This is a genomic window from Streptomyces sp. ID05-26A, from assembly GCF_033794685.1.
GTDB lineage: Bacteria > Actinomycetota > Actinomycetes > Mycobacteriales > Pseudonocardiaceae > Lentzea.
In genome coordinates this window covers 320773-337674 of sequence record NZ_JARAYZ010000004.1, presented here as the reverse complement: position 1 = coordinate 337674, position 16902 = coordinate 320773, and the positions used below count along the sequence as shown (strand labels likewise).

Below are 16902 nucleotides of genomic sequence, written 5' to 3'. Positions count from 1 at the left end.
AGGGTGCGGGAGTCCCATCGGCTTGACGAATCGCTGCTGGCCTTCACCCTGGTCGAACTCTGACGAACCAGCTCAAAATCCCACACGAACCAACAGGCCCGGTATGGGAACTTCGTCCTGGAAGTTTCCCGGAAAAAAGTCGTGAGAGCGTTCCCATTGACGCGGACGTAACACGCCGTTGAGGATCGGCGGCATGCATTGGAGAAGCACTCTCGCCGCAGTGCTGGGGCTGACGCTCGCCGCCGGCACGACCTCGGCGGCCGTGGCGCAGGACGCGCAGCACTGGCCGCCGAAGCCGCCTAAGCAGACGGTCATCGGGGCGCCCAAGACGGAGCACGGCTGTGCTCGCATCGAGAAGTCCTTGCCCACGCTCAAGGACTGGCCGAAGGTCGACAGCCAGCTCGACGGCGACCGCAAGGACGAGGCCCGCATCAAGGCGATCCTCAAGGACATGACGCTGGCCGAGAAGGTCGGCCAGATGACGCAGCCCGAGATCGGCGCGATCACGCCCGCGGACGTCACGACCTACGGGTTCGGCTCCGTCCTCAACGGTGGCGGCAGCTGGCCCGGCGCCAAGAAGAACGCGACGCCGCAGGAGTGGCTGGCGCTCGCCGACGCGTACTTCGAGGCCTCGAAGCAGTCGCGCACGAAGATCCCCGCCATCTGGGGCATCGACGCCGTGCACGGCAACAACAACGTCTACGGCGCCACGGTCTTCCCGCACAACATCGGTCTCGGTGCGACGCAGGACCCGTGCCTCATCCGCGACATCAACGAGGCCACGGCCGAGCAGATCCGTGCCACGGGCCAGGACTGGGCCTTCGCGCCCACCCTCGCCGTCGTGCAGGACGACCGGTGGGGTCGCACGTACGAGGGCTTCTCCGAGGACCCGCGCATCACGCGCGCCTACGGCTACGAGGCCGTCAAGGGCTTGCAGGACAACGCGAAGAAGCGCATCGGCGAGGACGGCGTCATCGCCACGGCGAAGCACTTCCTCGGTGACGGCGGCACGACCGGCGGCAAGGACCAGGGCGTCAACGCCTCGTCCGAGAAGGACATGATCAACATCCACGGTCAGGGTTACTACGGCGCTCTCGCCGCGGGTGCCCAGACGGTGATGATCTCGTTCAACAGCTGGACGAACGACGTCATCAACGAGGGCAAGGTGCACGGCTCCAAGTACGTGCAGACCGGCATCCTCAAGGAGAAGATGGGCTTCGACGGCCTTCTCGTCGGCGACTGGAACGGCCACGGCCAGGTCACCGGCTGCACGAACGGCAGCTGTGCGGCGGCGATCAACGCCGGCCTGGACATCCTCATGGTGCCGAACGACTGGAAGGCGCTCATCACCAACACGATCGCCCAGGTCAACGCCGGTGAGATCCCGATGGCCCGCATCGACGACGCGGTGACCCGCATCCTGCGCGTCAAGCTGCGCGCCGGTGTGTTCGAGGCGAAGAAGCCGTCACTGCGTGAGCACGCTGGTGAAGCGAAGGCGTTGCAGCACAAGGAACTGGCCCGCGAAGCCGTGCGCGAGTCCGCTGTGCTGCTGAAGAACGACAAGCGCGTGCTGCCGCTTTCCAAGCGCAGCAAGGTGCTCGTCGTCGGCAAGAGCGCCGACAACATCGGCAACCAGACCGGTGGCTGGACGTTGTCCTGGCAGGGCACCGGCAACACCAACGCCGACTTCCCCAACGCCACCAGCATCCTCAAGGGCATCCAGGACACCCTGGGCGCCGCGAACGTCACGTTCGCCGAGACCGCCGACGGTGTGGACGCGTCCCAGTTCGACGCCGTCATCGCCGTGATCGGTGAGACCCCGTACGCGGAGGGCGTGGGCGACCTGGGCAAGCGGTCGTTCGAGTCCGCCCGCCTGCAGCCGCAGGACCTGGCCGTGCTGGACAAGGTCTCGGGCAAGGGCAAGCCGGTCATCACCGTCTACGTCGGTGGCCGCGCGCTGTACATGAACAAGGAGATCAACCGCTCCGACGCGTTCGTGGCCGCCTGGCTGCCGGGCTCCGAGGGCGGCGGCATCGCCGACCTGCTGATCAAGGGCCGCCACAACGGTTTCAGCGGCAAGCTGTCCTACTCGTGGCCCGGCGAGGCCTGCCCGGCACTGGCCGGCGAGCCCGCCAAGAAGCCGCTGTTCAAGCTCGGCTACGGCCTGCGCGACTGGGAGACCGGCCGCGTCGGCAAGCTCGACGAGACCAGCCCCGGCGTCCTGTGCTCCGGTGGTGGCGGTGGTACCGCGACCGAGGACCTCGAGATCTTCAACCGCACCGACATCGCGCCGTACCAGTCGATGATCGGTTCGGCGGAGAACTGGGGCGGCACCGTGGTCGGGCCCGACGGCCAGGCCTCGCACGCCGAGATCAACGTCGTGCAGTCCGACGTCAACGTCCAGCAGGACGCGCTCAAGACGACGTGGACCGGTACCGGCCCCGGCCAGGTGTACCTGCAGAGCCCCGCGGTCAGCGACCTGCGCGGCTACGGCAACGCCAACGCGGCCATCGTGTTCGACGTGATCGTGCACCAGGCCCCGGCCAACCGCACGGTCATCAGCTCGCACTGCCAGTACCCGTGCATGGCCGAGATCGATGCCACGCAGGCGTTCCGGGACCTCCCCGTCGGACAGAAGTCGACCGTCAAGATCCCGGTCTCCTGCTTCTCCAACAAGGGACTGGACCTGGAGACCGTCAACACGCCGTTCCTCGTCTACACCGACGGCGCGTTCCAGGCCTCGTTCGCGAACATCCGGTGGGTGCCCAAGGCGGGCGCCGATCCGGACGCATTGCCCTGCACGTAAGCACCAACAGGTAAACGCGGCGCGCTTCAGGCTGTCTTCTCCAGCAGGAAGCGCGCCGCCACCTGTGCCTGGCGGGCGGGTTCGGACGACACCGTGATCGCGGTGTTCGTCATCGCCCCCTCGAACAGCAGGAAGATCGAGTCCGCCACCCACTCCGGCCGCCCGGTCGCCGCGACCATCGCCGCGATCGCGCCCCGCACGCCGGACTTCTGGTGGCGCACCACCGTCGTCACGCGCTCCGAGGACGGCCCCAGCTCCGCGTAGGAGTTGATGAAGGCGCAACCGCGGAAGTCGGTCGTCCCCGACGAGTCCGCCATCCAGTCGAAGACCGCCAGGACCTGCTCCTCCGGCGACGACGCGCGCAGCACGTACTTCATGGTCTCGGCGGTGATGGCCTCCTCCCGCCTGCGCAGCACCTCCTCGACGAGCGCGTCCTTGCCGTCGAAGAGCTGGTAGAGCTTCTTCAGCGAGACACCGGCCTCCGTGCGCAGCTCGTCCATGCCGACCGCGTGCGCGCTCTTGGCGTAAAACAGCCGGTCAGCGGCCTCTAGGACCCTCTCGCGAGCCTCTGTGTCCGTCGTCACTTCAGTAGCCCCTTGTGCTGGAGAACGCTCGTTCTCTACCTTAGCACTCATGCCGGAGAACGAGCGTTCTCCACGACCGAGGGAGACGGAAATGTCGAAGATCGTGCTGGTTCACGGACTGTGGCTGACCCCCGCGAGCTGGAAGAACGTCGCCGAGCGCTTCGAGGCGGCAGGCCACGAGGTGCTCACCCCGACCTGGCCCGGCTACGGCGAGGTCGCCGAGATGCGGGCCCACCCGGAGATCGCGAACGGCCTCGGCGTCGTCGAGATCACCGACCACGTCGAGAAGTTCATCCGCGACAACAACGCGGAGGACGCGATCATCATGGGCCACTCGTTCGGCGGCCTGATCACGCAGAAGCTGCTGGACCGGGGCCTCGGCAGGGCCGGCGTCGCGATCCACTCGGCTCCCGCCAAGGGCACGTTCGGGCTGCCGTTCTCGGCGCTCAGGGCCGCCTCGCCGGTGCTGAAGAACCCGGCCAACGTCAAGCGCAACGTCGAGCTGACCGCGAAGGAATGGCACTACGCCTTCACGAACACGCTGCCGGCCGACGAGGCCGAGGCGCTGCGGCAGCAGTTCGCGATCACCGCGCCCGGACGCCCGTTGTTCCAGGCCGCGACCGCGAACTTCACCACGCACAACGCGACCAAGGTCGACCTGAAGAACCCGAACCGCGCGCCGCTGCTGTTCATCGCGAGTGAGGGCGACAACGTCGTGCCCGCGTCGATGAACCGCGAGAACGCCCGCCGGTACAAGGGTCCCGCGATCACCGAGATCAAGGAGTTCCCGAACCGCCCGCACTTCGTCCTGGGTGTGGAGGGCTGGGAAGAGGTCGCCGACTACGCCCTGAACTGGGCCGCGAAGTTCTAACCGTCGAGGTCCACGGGCTCGCCCCTGACCGCGGTGACCCCACCGCCCGTCGCAGCGGCGAGCCAGACCTCGAACGCCTCCGGGTCCTTCGTGAGAACGGTGAAGGTGACGTCATGACCGTATTCGGTGTCCGCGACGTGGTACCCGGCCGCGCGCAACGCGTTCTCCAGCCTCCCCGCCTGGTCGTGAGCCGAGACGAGACGTCTCGTCTCGTGGCGCTCCCGGGTGAGCGTGCCGATCGCGTCGACGGCTTCCGACACGGCCCGTCCGTAGGCACGGACCAGGCCACCGGCACCCAGCTTGATCCCACCGAAGTAGCGGGTGACGACGACGGCGGTGTCGACCAGGTCCCGGCGCGTCAGGACCTCCAGCATCGGCACGCCGGCGGTCCCGGCGGGTTCGCCGTCGTCGGACGAGCGCTGGGTGTCCGCGGTCCGGAACGCCGTGCAGTTGTGCGAGGCCTGCCAGTGCTCCTTGCGGACGCGGGCGAAGAACTCCGAGGCCTCGGAGTCGGTGGTGACGCGGGCGACGTGGCACAGGAACCTCGATCGCTGGATCTCGATCTCGTGCGTGCCGTCCCGCCTGATCACCTTCACGGCTCGATTGTCCGCCTTTTCTCCGCCTCGCCGAACAGCGCGTCCAGCTCGGCCGGCGCCACCTCTTCCAGCTGCTCGTACGTGCATTCCGAAGGTGTCTTGTCCTCGCGGAACCGCACCAGACGGGCCGTGTGCCGGAACCGCCCGCCCTGCACGTGCTCGTACCGCACCTCAGCGACACGAGTCGGTTCGAGCAGCACGACCTGAAGCTGCTTCTCGGGGTTCCACCGGCTGTTCATGCCAGGCCCCTCGTACGTCGCCCACGCGCTCCACGGGTGCTCGGCCGGATTCAGCAACGGCGCCAGCTCCTCGACCAGCTCCCGCCGCCGCGCCGCCGTGAAACTGCTGGCCACGCCCACGTTGTGCAGCTCGCCGTCCTGGTAGAGCCCGAGCACCAGCGACCCCACGCTCTCGCCGTCCTTGTGCAGCCGGTAGCCCGCGACCACGCAGTCGGCGGTCCGTTCGTGCTTCACCTTGAACATCACGCGCTTGTCCGGCTCGTAGACGCCGTCCAGGGCCTTCACCATGACGCCGTCGAACCCCGCGCCCTCGAACCGCGTGAACCAGTCCTGCGCCACATCGGGGTCCGCTGTGGACGGTGTCAGGTAGATCCCGGGGACCTCGGTGACGGCCTTCTCCAGCCGGGACCGCCGCTCGGCCAGCGACAGCCCCGTCACGTCGTCGTCGCCCAGGGCCAGCAGGTCGAACGCGACGAAGCTCGCGGGCGTCTCGACCGAGAGCTTGCGGACGCGCGACGCCGCCGGGTGCAGTCGCAACTGGAGCGTGTCGAAGCTCAGTCCGTCCGGCGTGACCAGCACGATCTCGCCGTCCACGACGCACCGGGGCGGCAGCGCGTCCTTCAGCAGCTCGACGACCTCGGGGAAGTACCGGGTCAGCGGCTTGTCGTTGCGCGACCCGAGCTCGATCTCGTCGCCGTCGCGGAACACGATGCAGCGGAAGCCGTCCCACTTGGGCTCGTACGCCAGCCCGTCCCCGCGTGGCAGCGAAGGGACGGACTTCGCGAGCATCGGCTTCACCGGCGGCATCACGGGCAGGTCCACGAATGGACCATAAGGTCAGCGCAGGGCCACCGCGAGCTTTTCGAGTTCCCGCACGTCCGCGTCCATGCCGTCGTCCTCGGGAACTGCCAGCGCGATCGGCCGCCGCAGCGTGACCACCCCCGACCGGCGCGTCTCGAGTCCCGCCCGCAGCCGTTCGGCCAGCGGCAGCCCGGAAGGCGTCTCGGCGACGTACGGGCTGATCCGCACCAGTCCGTCCCGGCACTCGATCACGCGCCGGTAGTAGCGCCGGTGGACACCGCGAAGCGAGAACGCGTCCCGGCGCGACGGCACGCGGTGCAGGGCGTCCTCGGGGAACGACTGGTGCAGCAACGTCCACAGTGGAGCGAGCCGGTGGTACGCCCGCAGGTGCCGCAGCCACAGGCGGGTCGCCGCGAACCGCATCGCGGCGATCGGGTAGATCACGCCGACGACGCAGAGCAGCACGCCCGGCAGCAGGAAGAACACGGCGGTGGTCAGCAGCCAGCGGGGGAGTGGCTCGCCGAAGTAGCGGGAGACGTTGGAGGACACGAAGATCGCGTCCGCCGGCACCAGCAGCGCGAACCCGGTCGACGCGATCAGCAGGCCGCGTCGCAGACGAGGCTCGGCGTCACGGGCGTACCGCCGGGCCCACACGAACATCGTCGCGAAGCCGTAGAGCAGATAACCGTTGCCCAGCGCGTAGAACACCGTGATCGCGAGGATCCCGGTCGGGCCGCCGCCCAGCGAGTTCGGCACGCGCGCCGCCGCCACCCGCAGGTCGTCCGGGATCGCGAGCACCGCCCACGTCATGACGCTGACGCACAGCACCAACGGCGCGAGCTGGAGCAACGCCTGCCGTTTCGCGCGCGCGTCGTCCAGTGCGGAGAAGATGAAGAAGCAGATCAGGCCGTACACGCCGATCTGCAGCATCGAGTGCTGGATCAGTTGGCAGACCATCGGGTCGAGACCGAACAACCACCGCCCGCCGGACGCCGCCCGCCCGAACGGGTAGCCGACCGCCCAGCCCGCCACCAGCGCCGTCACCGACCGCAGGCGCGGGTCACGAGGGCGGCGCGCGAGCAGGTACAGGACCACGGCCAGCGCGGAGATCGCGACGACGCCCTGCGTCTCCTTCAGGTACTCCACCTACAACCACCCCAGGCGGTCGGCGAGCGAGGACGACATGCGGCGCGCGGGACCCTCCGACGCGCGGGGCGCCACCGCGTCCAGCACCGACGCCCACTCCAGGATGATCGTCGCGACCGTCTCGGCCTCGCGCTCGTGCTCGGAGTCGTAGGACGTGCGCCGCAACGCTCGCCGCACCGCGTCCGGTTCCAGGTCCGGGTAGAGGCCCGTGAGCAGGTCGTCGTCCTGCTCGTCGCTGGTGTGACCGGCCAGCAGATGACCGAGTTCGTGCAGGATGATGTGGTTCTGGTGCGCCTTGGACGTCTCCTGCTGGTACAGGATGTAGTCGGCCTTCGCGGTGGCGATCCACACGCCGTACGGGCCGGGCACCGGGATCGGGTGCGCGATCAGCCGAATCGGCTTGCCCCGCTGCTCACCGACGCGGCGGCAGAGCTCGGAGACGTCGAGCGGCGGCTGGATGTCCAGCTCGTTCAGCAGACGGCGGCACCGCCTGCGCAACTCCCGTTCGGCCACGGGTCACCCCTCGCCGCGCTCGGCCTGTTCCTGCCGGTAGACGACGTCGAGCAGTTCCATGACCAGGCGGCGGCGGTCCGGCGACAGTTCCCCCGCGCGCATCGCCATGAGCTGCGCGTCGCTGCCCGAGGTGATCTCGTGCAGGCGCGACTGCTCGTCCTGCAACGACTTCAGCTGCTCGTCGACGCGGTCGGTGACCTCGTCGTCGAAGAAGTAGCTCACGGGCACACCGAAGAAGCCTGCCAGGGCCTGCAGGTGCTTGAACGTCGGGTTGTCCTTCTTGGCCTTGCGCAGCTGCCAGATGTAGCTCTGGGAGATGGTCACGCCGGTGTCCGCGATGGCCGCGGCCACCTGTTCGTTGCTGAACTCCTGGCCGGAACGGGCCGTGTACCGGGCGAAGAGGTGGTTGAGCCTGTCGGCCAGGGAACGTTCCCCCGCCATCGCCGCCTCCCCAGTCGCGCGCAGTGAGCGTCTCCACCCACAGAAAGGGCTATCCGGGTGAGTGGATTTTCGCCAGTTGAAAGCCCTCCATTGGCCAACATAGACTCCGCCCGTCCCTGTCTCAACTTCGGAGGACCTGGGAGATGGCGCTTGCTGAACGACAGGGGTCGTTTCACCGCTCGGTGATCGACGTCGTCTACAAGACCATGGACCAGCTCGCCCAGACCGAGGCGCCCCACGAGGTCTTCGCGCTGCGCGAGCGGCTTCGTGACGCGCTGCCGTGGTGGCGGGGGCTGCTGCGGATGCACGAGCCGAACGAACGGCATCGGTGCAGGTCGTGTCGTGCCTGGTACGGGCGGCATCGCGCGTGGCCGTGCCCGGTGTGGCGGGACGCGGTGCAGGCGCTGCACCAGCTCAACGACATGTACGGGTTCCTGGGGACGCCGCAGGCGGGCGACCCGGTTCCCGGTGAACGGGTGGTCGTGAGCGGTTCCGGCCGCCTGGACGACCGGAACCACTCACGGTCCTCACCTAACCGATCTTGAAGCTCTGCGCGGCGGAGCCGTTGCAGGTCGCCTGGACCAGTTGCACGCCGTCGGCCGCACTGGCCGGCGCCGACAGGCACTTGTTCGAGTGCCTCGCGGTGATCGTCGAGTAGCCGTCCGAACCCGTGGTCACGCGCCACTGCTGGTTCGTGCCGCCACCGTAGGTCCAGAGGTGGATGCCGGCGTTGTCGGCGGTGGACACGTTGCTCACGTCCAGCACCTTGGTCGAGTCGTTGCGGTACTCGACGCGGGAGTACCCGTCGGTCGTCGCCACCGCGCGGAAGTTCTGCGCCGTGGTGCCGTTGCACGCGTACTGCTGGATGACGGTGCCGTTGTTCAGCCCCGCCGCCGCGGCGTCGACGCACTTGCCGTTGCCGCGGTTGACGACCGTCTTCCACTCACCCTGCGGCGGCGGGGTGCCGCCACCGCCCAGCCACAGCAGGCTGTCGATGAGGAAGTTGTTCTGCGTCTGGCTCGCGAACGTGGACGACAGCGGCTTGTTCGCCGCGTAGTCCATGGCGTTGTGGCCGAAGTTCGCGTAGATCATCTTGTAGTTCTTGTTCGTCCACATGATCGGGTAGTAGCCGCTGCGCCAGGTCTGGTTCGGGTCGGTGCCGAGCGGGAAGCTCGACGGGTCGACGCTCGCCAGGACCTGGATGTTCGGGTTCTGCCGCAGGTCGCGGTCCCAGCTGTACCACTCGCTGACCGCCGAGGTGAACCGCTCCGGCAGCCTCAGCGTCGACGGGTGGGTGCGGGTCTCCACCTTCAGCACCGCGGTGGTCGGACCCCACGTGTTGCTGACGAAGTTCCCCTTGGCCAGGAACGTGTTGTGGTACCAGGACCACTCGTTCGCGTTCTGGGTGAACGCGCTGACGTGGAAGCCGAAGAACCCGCCGCCGGCCTCGATGTAGCGCTGGAACCCGGTGCGTGCCGCGGCGCCGGTGGGGGCGTCGTCGAGGAAGAGCACGACCTGCGCCTGGGCCGGGGTGAGGTTGTTCAGCCGGTTCCAGTCGGTGGTCGACTCGTAGGTGAAGCCGTTCTCCTGGCCCGCGCGGGTCAGCCACGGGTTCGCCTCTTTGACGAACGCGATGTGCGCCGCGTCCCACGTTCCGTTGTAGAACGCCAGCACCTTGAACGGTGCCGCTTGTGCCGTGTTCGATGCCGAGAGAGAAACCGGGACGAGTGTGGCGGCGAGCATTGCCAGTAACGCCAACAGTTTTCGAGCCATCGGGTACACACCTTCGTGTAGCAGGGGTTGCGCGCCCGAAGATCATCGTAGGGAAGGTCTAGACCTGTTGGGGACCGGGACGTTCACAGAATTCTTTTGCGCCACAACATGAACCCGCCGAGCACGGCGAGCCCGCCCAGTGCGGCGACCACGGCCGACATGCCGAACCTCGTTGCGTCCGAAGGAGGTTGTTCGGCACTCGACGCAACGGGAACCGGCTGGGGGATGCTCGACCTCGGCGCGGACGGCGTGGTCGACGGCGCCGCCGGCTGGCTCGTCTTCCGGGTGGGAGGCGCGGCCTTCACGGGCGGTGCGGCGGGTGCCTGCTGTGCCACCGGCGTCCGGACCGCTGTCGCGATCTCCACGTCCGTGCACGAGTAGTAGGTGTCGGGCGTGTCCGTGTTCTGCCAGACCGTGTAGATCAGGTGGCGGCCGGTGCGGTCCTTCGGCAGCTGCACCTTGAACTCGTAGGAGCCGTTCACGAGCGGGGGCGAGGGGACGTTGAGGAACTGGTCCAGGTCCGCCCACCGCAGCGGCTGGTTCGGCGTGTAGCCGTCGCGCGTGACGTAGAAGCGGAACGAGCCCTGGTGCGGGATCGTCGCCTTGTAGGTGAAGCCGGTGCTCTTGAGCTTCGTCACAGGCCACTCGGCGCTCGGCGCGTCCAGACCGGCGTATTTCGCCAGGCCCGCGCTGCACAACCGGCCGTCCGGAACCTTCGCGGCGTCCTGCCCGCGCACGTTCGGGAGGCGGATGTTGTCCCACTCCTTGGACGGCAACCCCGCCGCGATGGCGCTGCGGCACGGCGAGGATGATGCTGTGGGCTGACCCGGTGAACACAGGAAAGCCCTGCTCGCGGGGTCGGTGGGCGCGCCATGGGCGTGCGCCGGCACAGCAGAGAGCATCATGAGCAGCGATAGCACGCCCACAAGGCGAAACACAGGCACCGCCCCCTTCCTTCTAGGGGTACGCGTGCCAGACCCAAGTCGTTCACGGAAGATGTATTGACATGTCCTTCGCTGATGAGGTGTCCGCGGCCGCAGCCCGGCTCGGTGGAGTCGCCCGCACCACGCCGCTCGAGGTGAACCAGCGGTTGTCGGAGCGGACCGGGGCGCGCGTGTGGTTCAAGCGCGAGGACCTGCAGGTCGGTCGCTCCTACAAGCTGCGCGGAGCGTTCAACCTGCTCTGCCAGACCGAGTTCGCGTTCGGCGGCGCGGTCTGCGCGTCGGCCGGCAACCACGGCCAGGGCATGGCGTACGCCTGCCGCCGCCTGGGCATCGAGGGCCGCGTGCACGTCCCGCGGACCACCCCGCGCCAGAAACGCGACCGCATCCACGCCCTGGGTCAGGGCATGGTCCAGTTGGTCGTCGACGGCGACACCTACGACGACGCGGCCGCGCTCGCCAAGGAGTACGCGACCGCGACCGGCGCGACCCTGGTCCCTGCCTTCGACGACCCGCGGACGGTCGCGGGCCAGGGCACCGTGGGCCTGGAGATCGTCCAGCAGCTCGGCGGCGCCCCCGACGTGGTCGTGGTGCCGATCGGAGGGGGCGGCCTGCTCTCCGGCGTGGGCACGTGGTTCAAGGAACGCTTCCCGCGCACCCGCATCATCGGCGTCGAGCCCGCCGGGGCCGCCAGCATGATCGCCGCCATCCAGGCCGGGCACCCGGTGACGCTGCCCGAGGTCGACTCGTTCGTCGACGGCGCCGCGGTCCGCCGCGCGGGCGACGTGACGTTCCCGATGGTGCGCGACAGCGGCGCCGAACTCCTGACGGTGTCCGAGGGCGCGGTCTGCACGGAGATGCTGGAGCTGTACCAGATCGACGGCATCATCGCGGAGCCCGCCGGTGCGCTGGCGTCCGCGGCGTTGCTGGAGGAGATCTCCGTCGCGCCCGACTCGACGGTGGTGTGCCTGCTGTCCGGCGGCAACAACGACGTGTCGCGCTACGCCGAGATCGTCGAGCGGTCGATGATCCACCGCGGTCTGAAGCACTGGTTCCTGGTGGAGTTCCCGCAGGAGCCCGGCGCGCTGCGGCGGTTCCTCGACGACGTGCTGGGCAAGGACGACGACATCGTGCAGTTCGAGTACATGAAGCGGGACAACCGGGAGACCGGTGCCGCGCTGGTGTGCATCGAGCTGGGGCGTCGTGAGGACTACGACCTGTTGTGGGGGCGGATGAAGGAGTCCCCGCTCAAGATCCAGCACGTGGAGCCGGGGTCGACGGCGTACCGCTTCCTGATCTGATCAGGGGCGTGCCGGGCACCCCGGTTCGCGGAATGCCCGGCACCTGGCTGGTACTACGGCCTCGGGGGAGGGCAGACCTTCCACGCGAAGTGGTAGGTCGTCTCGATGGCCCCGTCCGTCGAGTCCATCGAGATGAAGCTGGTGAGCTTCTTGTCGGACGTGCCGGCCATGACCCGGAGCTCCGTGTTGATGTTGAAGTTCCGCTTCTCACCACACGGGTGGTAGACGATGGCGGCCACGTCGGTCGTGTCCGTCGCCTGCCAGTCGTCGCTGAACGGGCCCTTGTAGTTGTGCTGCTTGTACTCCGTCTGCGACATGCCCTGGAAGTAGTAGTTCGCCTTCTCCAGGGCCGTGGCACCGCGTTCGAGGTGCGCGAAGCCGCGGTAGTCGGTCGACGCGATGCCGTAGGTGAAGCCGGACGGCACGTTGACGCGCAGGTTCAGCTGGCAGTTCTTGCGGAAGTCGGTGGGCAGGGCCTGCGGGCCGACCTGCGCCATGAACTCGCTGTACGTGACGGTGAACGCCTTGTTGTCCGGGCTGACGGCCACGGCGGCCGTTCCCGCCCGGCAGCCGGAGCCGTTGATGGTCACGACGTCGATGGTGATGTGGTCCGGCGGGGGAGTGTCACCGGGGGCGCCGCCGGGCGGGATGACGATCGTCGACATCGCGAACACGGCCGCGGCCAGTGTGTTGAGCATGGGGCACCTTTCCGTCGGGGTTGTTCAACGAAATGAACGGGCGGCGGTTATCGGTGCCTCGATCAGCAGCGCTTCCAGGAGAACTGGTACTTCGTGCTCACGCTGCTGTCCGTCGAATCCATCGTCATGAAGCTGTTGGCCTTCGACGCTGTTCCGGCGTTCACGCGCAGTTCGGTGTTGATGTTCAGGTGCCGGACTTCTCCGCAGGGGGCGTAGATGATTTCCGAGACCGTCGCGCGGTCGGTCGCCTGCCAGTTGTCGCTCTTCGGTCCGGTGAACGTGTGGCTGCGGCTCGCGCCCTGGGACATGCCCTGGAAGTAGTAGTTCCCCTTCTCCGTGCCGGTGGCGCCCTGCTGGAGGTTGGCGAACCCGCGGTAGTCGGCCTGGGCGATGCCGAACGTGAAGCCCTGCGGGTAGCTCACTCTGATGTTGAGCTGGCAGTTCTTGCGGAAGTCGGTGGGGCCGGAGCCCTGGCCGGCCTGCGCGAGGTACTGGCTGTACGTGACTGTGAACGCCGTGCGGTCGTCCCCGGCCGCGACGGCCGCGGTGCCGGCGGGACAGCCGGAACCGTTCACGGTGACGACGTCGATCGTCACGAAATCAGGAACGTCGGGTGCTGCGTGGGCGGCCGGCGCGGTCAGGACCGCGGACAGCGCGAGGGCAGCAGCCGCCACCTTTTTCAGCATGGCCAGCCTTTCCATTCATGACTGCGGTGAGCGGCGGCGGAATTCAGACGATATCGGAAACCCTGCGTGGTGATGGGCCGCCGATTGGGTGACTGAATTCGTAGGGGGTGTTCGGGCGAATGCACGACGAATTGCGCGGCCGAAATTCTCGGACGCGCGCGAACTATGCTGACTCACGGTTACGGGAATTGACCTGACGATTGCCTGACGATCCCGCCGGCACCCCGGGGAAGAAGCGCCCGTCGCCCGGTGTTGACTCTGGTGACACCGTCCGACCCCGACGAGGAGTGCGCCTGATGGCTCCCGACCAGCTGACCGTCTACTCGACCTCGTGGTGCGGCTACTGCCGCATCCTGAAGAGCTCGCTCGACCGCGAAGGCATCGAGTACGTCGAGATCAACATCGAGGAGACGCCGGGCGCGGCCGACTTCGTGATGGAGGTGAACGGCGGCAACCGCACGGTTCCCACCGTCCACTTCCCGAACGGCGCGGCGCTCACCAACCCGTCGCTGGCGCAGGTGAAGGAGCAGCTCGCGGCCTGAGGGCCTGCTCGTGGGTGAGGCCTACTCGTACAGGGACGCCGTGGTCGACTGACCGTCGAGCGTCTCGCGGAGGATGTCGGCGTGGCCCGCGTGCTGCGCGGTCTCCCGGATGAGGTGCAGCACGATCCGCCGGATCGACATGGGCTGCGGATTCTCGTCCCACGGCGCAGAGGGCAGCGGTACGAGTTTGTCGAGAGAGGCGGTGCGCACGGCCTCGTCGGTCGCGCGCACCGCCTCGTCGTACGAAGCGAGCAGTCCCTCGAAGTCGTTGCCCGTCCAGGTGTACTGGTCGAAGTCCAGCATGCCGGGCGGGGGCAGGGGCTGCTCGGTCATGATGTGGGTCCAGCCGCGCTCACACCGGGTGAGGTGCTGGAGCAACCCACCCAGCGTGAGCTCGCTGACCGTCGTCCGCTTCACCGCGTCGGCCGGGGTGAGACCCCGCACGGTGACCCGGAAGGTCCTGCGCTGGTCGTTCAGTTCGTGCAGCAGATCGGTGAGCTCCATGGTCATGCAGTGAAGCTATGACCGAACTAGGACCGCTCAAGTCCTAGTCAGGACAACCACTAGCAGTAGAGGTTGCCGCCGGGGGTCACGCCGATGGCGCCGGTGATCCGGTTGTAGTTGTTGACGCGGCTCTGGACCTGCGCCGGGTTGCGGCCGTCGCACTCCAGGGAACCGTTGATGCTGCGGATGGTCTGGCCGAATCCGGCGCCGTTGACCATCGCGTCGTGCGCGGTCATCGAGCCGGGACCGCGCTGCGTCATCCAGTACCAGATCGCCGTCCGCCACGCGGTCGTGGAGTTCTGCGCCACCTGGTACGGGTTCTGCAACAGGTTCAGGCCCAGGTAGTCACCGGCGGCCTTGTAGTTGAAGTTCCACGACAGCTGGATCGGACCGCGGCCGTAGTAGGCGTAGGTGCCGGCCGGGCAGCCGTAGGGCTGGCTCTCATCGCAGAGGTCGTTGTTCTTGTTGATCTCTTCGATGTAGACGAAGTTGCCGGTCTCGTGCGCGGTGTTCGCGAGGAACGCCGCGACTTCCTGCTTCTTCACCGTGTCGCTGCCGGAGGTGCCGAACGCGGGGATGGTGCGTGCCGCGTCGACGAAGCCCTGGTAGGTGTAGAAGCTGTTGCGACCGGAGAACAAGCTGTTGAACTGGGACTCGCTGATGGGGAAGCCGGTGCCCGGGTTTCCGCCACCGCCGCAGTTGTGCGGCTCCCAGAACCACGTCGAGATCGTCGGGTCGTAACCGGGGTTGTCGTGCTCGGCGATGTAGTAGGAACCGTTGTACTTCACGATGTTGCCCGTGTAGTACTGCCGCCCGGCGACCCAGTCGGTGGCGCTGGTGCAGGTGCCGCCGCCGCCACCTCCACCGCCGTCACAGCTCGTCGGCTCCCAGAACCAGGTGGAGACCGTCGGGTCGTAACCGGGGTTGTCGTGCTCCGCGATGTAGTAGGAGCCGTTGAACTTCACGATCGAGCCGGTCGTGTACCACGTGCCCGCTGCCCAGTTGGTGAACGAGCAGGCCTGTGCGGACACTTCCGCCTGGGATGACGCGGTCGGTGCGATGACGGCCACGGTCGCCGCCATCGCCACCGCCGCGAGCGACGCCAGAATTCGTTTTCTCAGCAAGGTCACTCACTCCTGGAGTCTTGCGCCCGGAGGATCAGGTATGTGAACAACGCTGAGGTTGGCATCACTGGTCCAGACCAGTCAAGGGTCTAGACCTATTTTGTCACTAGCAGTAGAGGTTCGATCCCGTTGCGACACCGATGATCGACGTGAACGAGCGGTACTTCGAAACGCGGCTCTCCACCGTGCCGGGGTTGCGGCCGTCGCACTCCAGCGATCCGTTGATGCTGCGGATCGTCTGGCCGAAGCCGCGCGAGTTGACCATCGCGTTGTGCGGGGTCATGGTGCCGGGGCCGTTCTGCGTCATCCAGTACCAGATCGCGGTCTTCCACGACGTGGTGGCGTTGGTGGCCACCTGGTCCGGGTTGTTCAGCAGGTTGATGCCGAGGTAGTCGCCGGCGGCCTTGTAGTTGAAGTTCCACGACAGCTGGATCGGTCCACGGCCGTAGTACTGCCTGGTGCCGGCGGGGCAGCCGTAGGGCTTGCTCTCGTCGCAGTAGTCGCCGCTCTGGTTGATCTCGCGGATGTAGTACAGGCCGCCGGTCTCGTGGGAGACGTTGGCGAGGAACGCCGCGAGCTCCTGCTTCTTCACCGTGTCGCTGCCCTGGTTCGCGAAGGAACCCGACCAGTTGATCGCGTTCTTCAGGCCCGAGTAGGTGTAGAAGGCGTTGCGGGACGGGAACATGCGGTTGAACTGCGCTTCGGTGACGATGAACGGCGCTGCCGTCGCCGGCTGAACGAGCGTGAAGACGCCGATCAGCGCGACGATCAGGGCGGCGGCGCGTGTCCGGAACATGGGGACCAACTCCTCGGAGCATCTGCGCGCCCACGGTGTGTTACCGCTCTCACGGTGGCAGGCAGGGACTCCGAGCACAAGAGGTGGTCTATACCTTTTAGATACGTGAACCGGTTCGTCAGGAACCGGAACCGTACGGGCGGGTGATGATCTCCAGCGCGTGGCCGTCCGGGTCGTTCCAGTAGACGCCGCGACCGCCGTCGTTGCGGTTGATCTGCTGGGGCTGGGAGTGGAAGGGGTCGGCCCAGTAGTTCAGGCCGCGCTCCTGGATGCGGCCGAAGATCTCGTCGAACTCCTCCTCCGAGACCAGGAACGCGTAGTGCTGCTCGGTGATCGGGCCCTGCGCGGTCATGTAGTCGAGGGACACGCCGTTCGCGACCTCGACGACGAGGAACGGGCCGTAGCGCACCGGGTCCGGCAGGCCGAGCAGTTCGGTGAGGAAGCGGGCGGAGTGGTTCTGGTCGCTGACGTGGACGATGGTGTGGTTGAGCTGTACGGGCATGTGTCCTGCTTACCCGCGTGTCAGCGAGTTGTCAGCGT

Annotated in this window: 19 protein-coding genes; 5 read left to right on the top strand and 14 right to left on the bottom strand. The window is 67.5% G+C overall.

What is annotated here, in order from left to right; all coding sequences use genetic code 11:
* The first annotated feature begins 193 nt into the window (after positions 1-193).
* Complete coding sequence (locus PV646_RS32815; RefSeq protein ID WP_500346176.1) at positions 194-2806, top strand: glycoside hydrolase family 3 protein; 2613 nt, start codon at positions 194-196, stop codon at positions 2804-2806.
* Between the two features lie 26 nt (positions 2807-2832).
* On the opposite strand, the gene PV646_RS32810 is transcribed toward PV646_RS32815, so the two are convergent.
* On the bottom strand, positions 2833-3390 hold the full coding sequence (locus PV646_RS32810; protein WP_500346175.1) for a TetR/AcrR family transcriptional regulator: 558 nt from the start codon (positions 3388-3390) through the stop codon (positions 2833-2835).
* A gap of 91 nt (positions 3391-3481) precedes the next feature.
* Between PV646_RS32810 and PV646_RS32805 the strand changes: the two genes are divergently transcribed.
* A complete protein-coding gene (locus PV646_RS32805; RefSeq protein ID WP_500346174.1) occupies positions 3482-4261 on the top strand; it encodes an alpha/beta hydrolase in 780 nt (259 codons plus the stop codon).
* Here the strand turns inward: PV646_RS32805 and PV646_RS32800 are convergent.
* Genes PV646_RS32800 through PV646_RS32780 form a run of 5 tightly spaced genes read right to left on the bottom strand, consistent with a single transcriptional unit; the run spans position 4258 to position 7997 of the window.
* Positions 4258-4857, bottom strand: coding sequence for a YigZ family protein (locus tag PV646_RS32800; RefSeq protein ID WP_500346173.1), 600 nt, complete (start codon positions 4855-4857; stop codon positions 4258-4260). The genes PV646_RS32805 and PV646_RS32800 overlap by 4 nt on opposite strands.
* Positions 4854-5918, bottom strand: coding sequence for an ATP-dependent DNA ligase (locus PV646_RS32795; RefSeq protein WP_500346172.1), 1065 nt, complete (start codon positions 5916-5918; stop codon positions 4854-4856). Before PV646_RS32795 ends, PV646_RS32800 begins: the two co-directional genes overlap by 4 nt.
* A 15-nt stretch (positions 5919-5933) precedes the next feature.
* Complete coding sequence (locus PV646_RS32790; RefSeq protein ID WP_500346171.1) at positions 5934-7043, bottom strand: MAB_1171c family putative transporter; 1110 nt, start codon at positions 7041-7043, stop codon at positions 5934-5936.
* The gene (locus PV646_RS32785; protein WP_500346170.1) at positions 7044-7556 is read right to left on the bottom strand and encodes a hypothetical protein; all 513 of its coding nucleotides are present in this window, start codon (positions 7554-7556) and stop codon (positions 7044-7046) included. It lies immediately after the preceding gene.
* 3 nt (positions 7557-7559) lie between these two features.
* On the bottom strand, positions 7560-7997 hold the full coding sequence (locus PV646_RS32780) for an XRE family transcriptional regulator (RefSeq protein WP_500346169.1): 438 nt from the start codon (positions 7995-7997) through the stop codon (positions 7560-7562).
* Positions 7998-8140: 143 nt separating this feature from the next.
* Between PV646_RS32780 and PV646_RS32775 the strand changes: the two genes are divergently transcribed.
* Positions 8141-8542: a hypothetical protein gene (locus tag PV646_RS32775; RefSeq protein WP_500346168.1), complete on the top strand. Its 402-nt coding sequence runs from the start codon at positions 8141-8143 to the stop codon at positions 8540-8542.
* Here PV646_RS32775 and PV646_RS32770 read toward each other — a convergent pair.
* Positions 8529-9770, bottom strand: a complete 1242-nt coding sequence (locus tag PV646_RS32770; protein ID WP_500346167.1) for a ThuA domain-containing protein — start codon at positions 9768-9770, stop codon at positions 8529-8531. The genes PV646_RS32775 and PV646_RS32770 overlap by 14 nt on opposite strands.
* An 83-nt stretch (positions 9771-9853) precedes the next feature.
* Positions 9854-10690 carry a lytic polysaccharide monooxygenase auxiliary activity family 9 protein gene (locus PV646_RS32765; protein WP_500346166.1) on the bottom strand — a complete coding sequence of 279 codons (837 nt, stop codon included), beginning with the start codon at positions 10688-10690 and terminating at the stop codon, positions 9854-9856.
* An 86-nt stretch (positions 10691-10776) separates the two neighbouring features.
* Here PV646_RS32765 and ilvA point away from each other — a divergent pair, with 86 nt between their 5' ends.
* Positions 10777-12012, top strand: a complete 1236-nt coding sequence (gene ilvA, locus PV646_RS32760) for a threonine ammonia-lyase IlvA (RefSeq protein WP_500346165.1) — start codon at positions 10777-10779, stop codon at positions 12010-12012.
* A 53-nt stretch (positions 12013-12065) separates the two neighbouring features.
* Here ilvA and PV646_RS32755 read toward each other — a convergent pair whose 3' ends face one another.
* Both PV646_RS32755 and PV646_RS32750 read right to left on the bottom strand, forming a co-directional pair.
* Positions 12066-12710: a DUF4360 domain-containing protein gene (locus PV646_RS32755; protein WP_500346164.1), complete on the bottom strand. Its 645-nt coding sequence runs from the start codon at positions 12708-12710 to the stop codon at positions 12066-12068.
* Positions 12711-12772: 62 nt separating this feature from the next.
* Positions 12773-13411: a DUF4360 domain-containing protein gene (locus PV646_RS32750; RefSeq protein WP_500346163.1), complete on the bottom strand. Its 639-nt coding sequence runs from the start codon at positions 13409-13411 to the stop codon at positions 12773-12775.
* 281 nt (positions 13412-13692) lie between these two features.
* On the opposite strand from PV646_RS32750, the gene PV646_RS32745 reads away from it, so the two are divergent.
* Positions 13693-13938 (top strand): mycoredoxin, encoded by a 246-nt coding sequence (locus PV646_RS32745; protein ID WP_090069138.1) that lies wholly within the window; start codon positions 13693-13695, stop codon positions 13936-13938.
* A gap of 21 nt (positions 13939-13959) precedes the next feature.
* On the opposite strand, the gene PV646_RS32740 is transcribed toward PV646_RS32745, so the two are convergent.
* The 4 genes from PV646_RS32740 to PV646_RS32725 form a co-directional block, all read right to left on the bottom strand.
* Positions 13960-14448, bottom strand: coding sequence for a DinB family protein (locus tag PV646_RS32740; RefSeq protein ID WP_500346162.1), 489 nt, complete (start codon positions 14446-14448; stop codon positions 13960-13962).
* Positions 14449-14501: 53 nt separating this feature from the next.
* Positions 14502-15572: a glycoside hydrolase family 19 protein gene (locus PV646_RS32735; protein ID WP_500346161.1), complete on the bottom strand. Its 1071-nt coding sequence runs from the start codon at positions 15570-15572 to the stop codon at positions 14502-14504.
* A gap of 100 nt (positions 15573-15672) precedes the next feature.
* Positions 15673-16362 (bottom strand): chitinase, encoded by a 690-nt coding sequence (locus PV646_RS32730; RefSeq protein ID WP_500346160.1) that lies wholly within the window; start codon positions 16360-16362, stop codon positions 15673-15675.
* A 118-nt stretch (positions 16363-16480) separates the two neighbouring features.
* Positions 16481-16864: a VOC family protein gene (locus PV646_RS32725; protein ID WP_500346159.1), complete on the bottom strand. Its 384-nt coding sequence runs from the start codon at positions 16862-16864 to the stop codon at positions 16481-16483.
* Positions 16865-16902: the final 38 nt, after the last annotated feature.

Coding starts and splice junctions, on each gene's coding strand:
- PV646_RS32815 (WP_500346176.1), top strand. CDS start 194: ATGCATTGGAGAAGCACTCTCGCCGCAGTGCTGGGGCTGACGCTCGCC.
- PV646_RS32805 (WP_500346174.1), top strand. CDS start 3,482: ATGTCGAAGATCGTGCTGGTTCACGGACTGTGGCTGACCCCCGCGAGC.
- PV646_RS32780 (WP_500346169.1), bottom strand. CDS start 7,997: ATGGCGGGGGAACGTTCCCTGGCCGACAGGCTCAACCACCTCTTCGCC.
- PV646_RS32775 (WP_500346168.1), top strand. CDS start 8,141: ATGGCGCTTGCTGAACGACAGGGGTCGTTTCACCGCTCGGTGATCGAC.
- PV646_RS32770 (WP_500346167.1), bottom strand. CDS start 9,770: ATGGCTCGAAAACTGTTGGCGTTACTGGCAATGCTCGCCGCCACACTC.
- ilvA (WP_500346165.1), top strand. CDS start 10,777: ATGTCCTTCGCTGATGAGGTGTCCGCGGCCGCAGCCCGGCTCGGTGGA.
- PV646_RS32755 (WP_500346164.1), bottom strand. CDS start 12,710: ATGCTCAACACACTGGCCGCGGCCGTGTTCGCGATGTCGACGATCGTC.
- PV646_RS32750 (WP_500346163.1), bottom strand. CDS start 13,411: ATGGAAAGGCTGGCCATGCTGAAAAAGGTGGCGGCTGCTGCCCTCGCG.
- PV646_RS32745 (WP_090069138.1), top strand. CDS start 13,693: ATGGCTCCCGACCAGCTGACCGTCTACTCGACCTCGTGGTGCGGCTAC.
- PV646_RS32740 (WP_500346162.1), bottom strand. CDS start 14,448: ATGACCATGGAGCTCACCGATCTGCTGCACGAACTGAACGACCAGCGC.
- PV646_RS32730 (WP_500346160.1), bottom strand. CDS start 16,362: ATGTTCCGGACACGCGCCGCCGCCCTGATCGTCGCGCTGATCGGCGTC.
- PV646_RS32725 (WP_500346159.1), bottom strand. CDS start 16,864: ATGCCCGTACAGCTCAACCACACCATCGTCCACGTCAGCGACCAGAAC.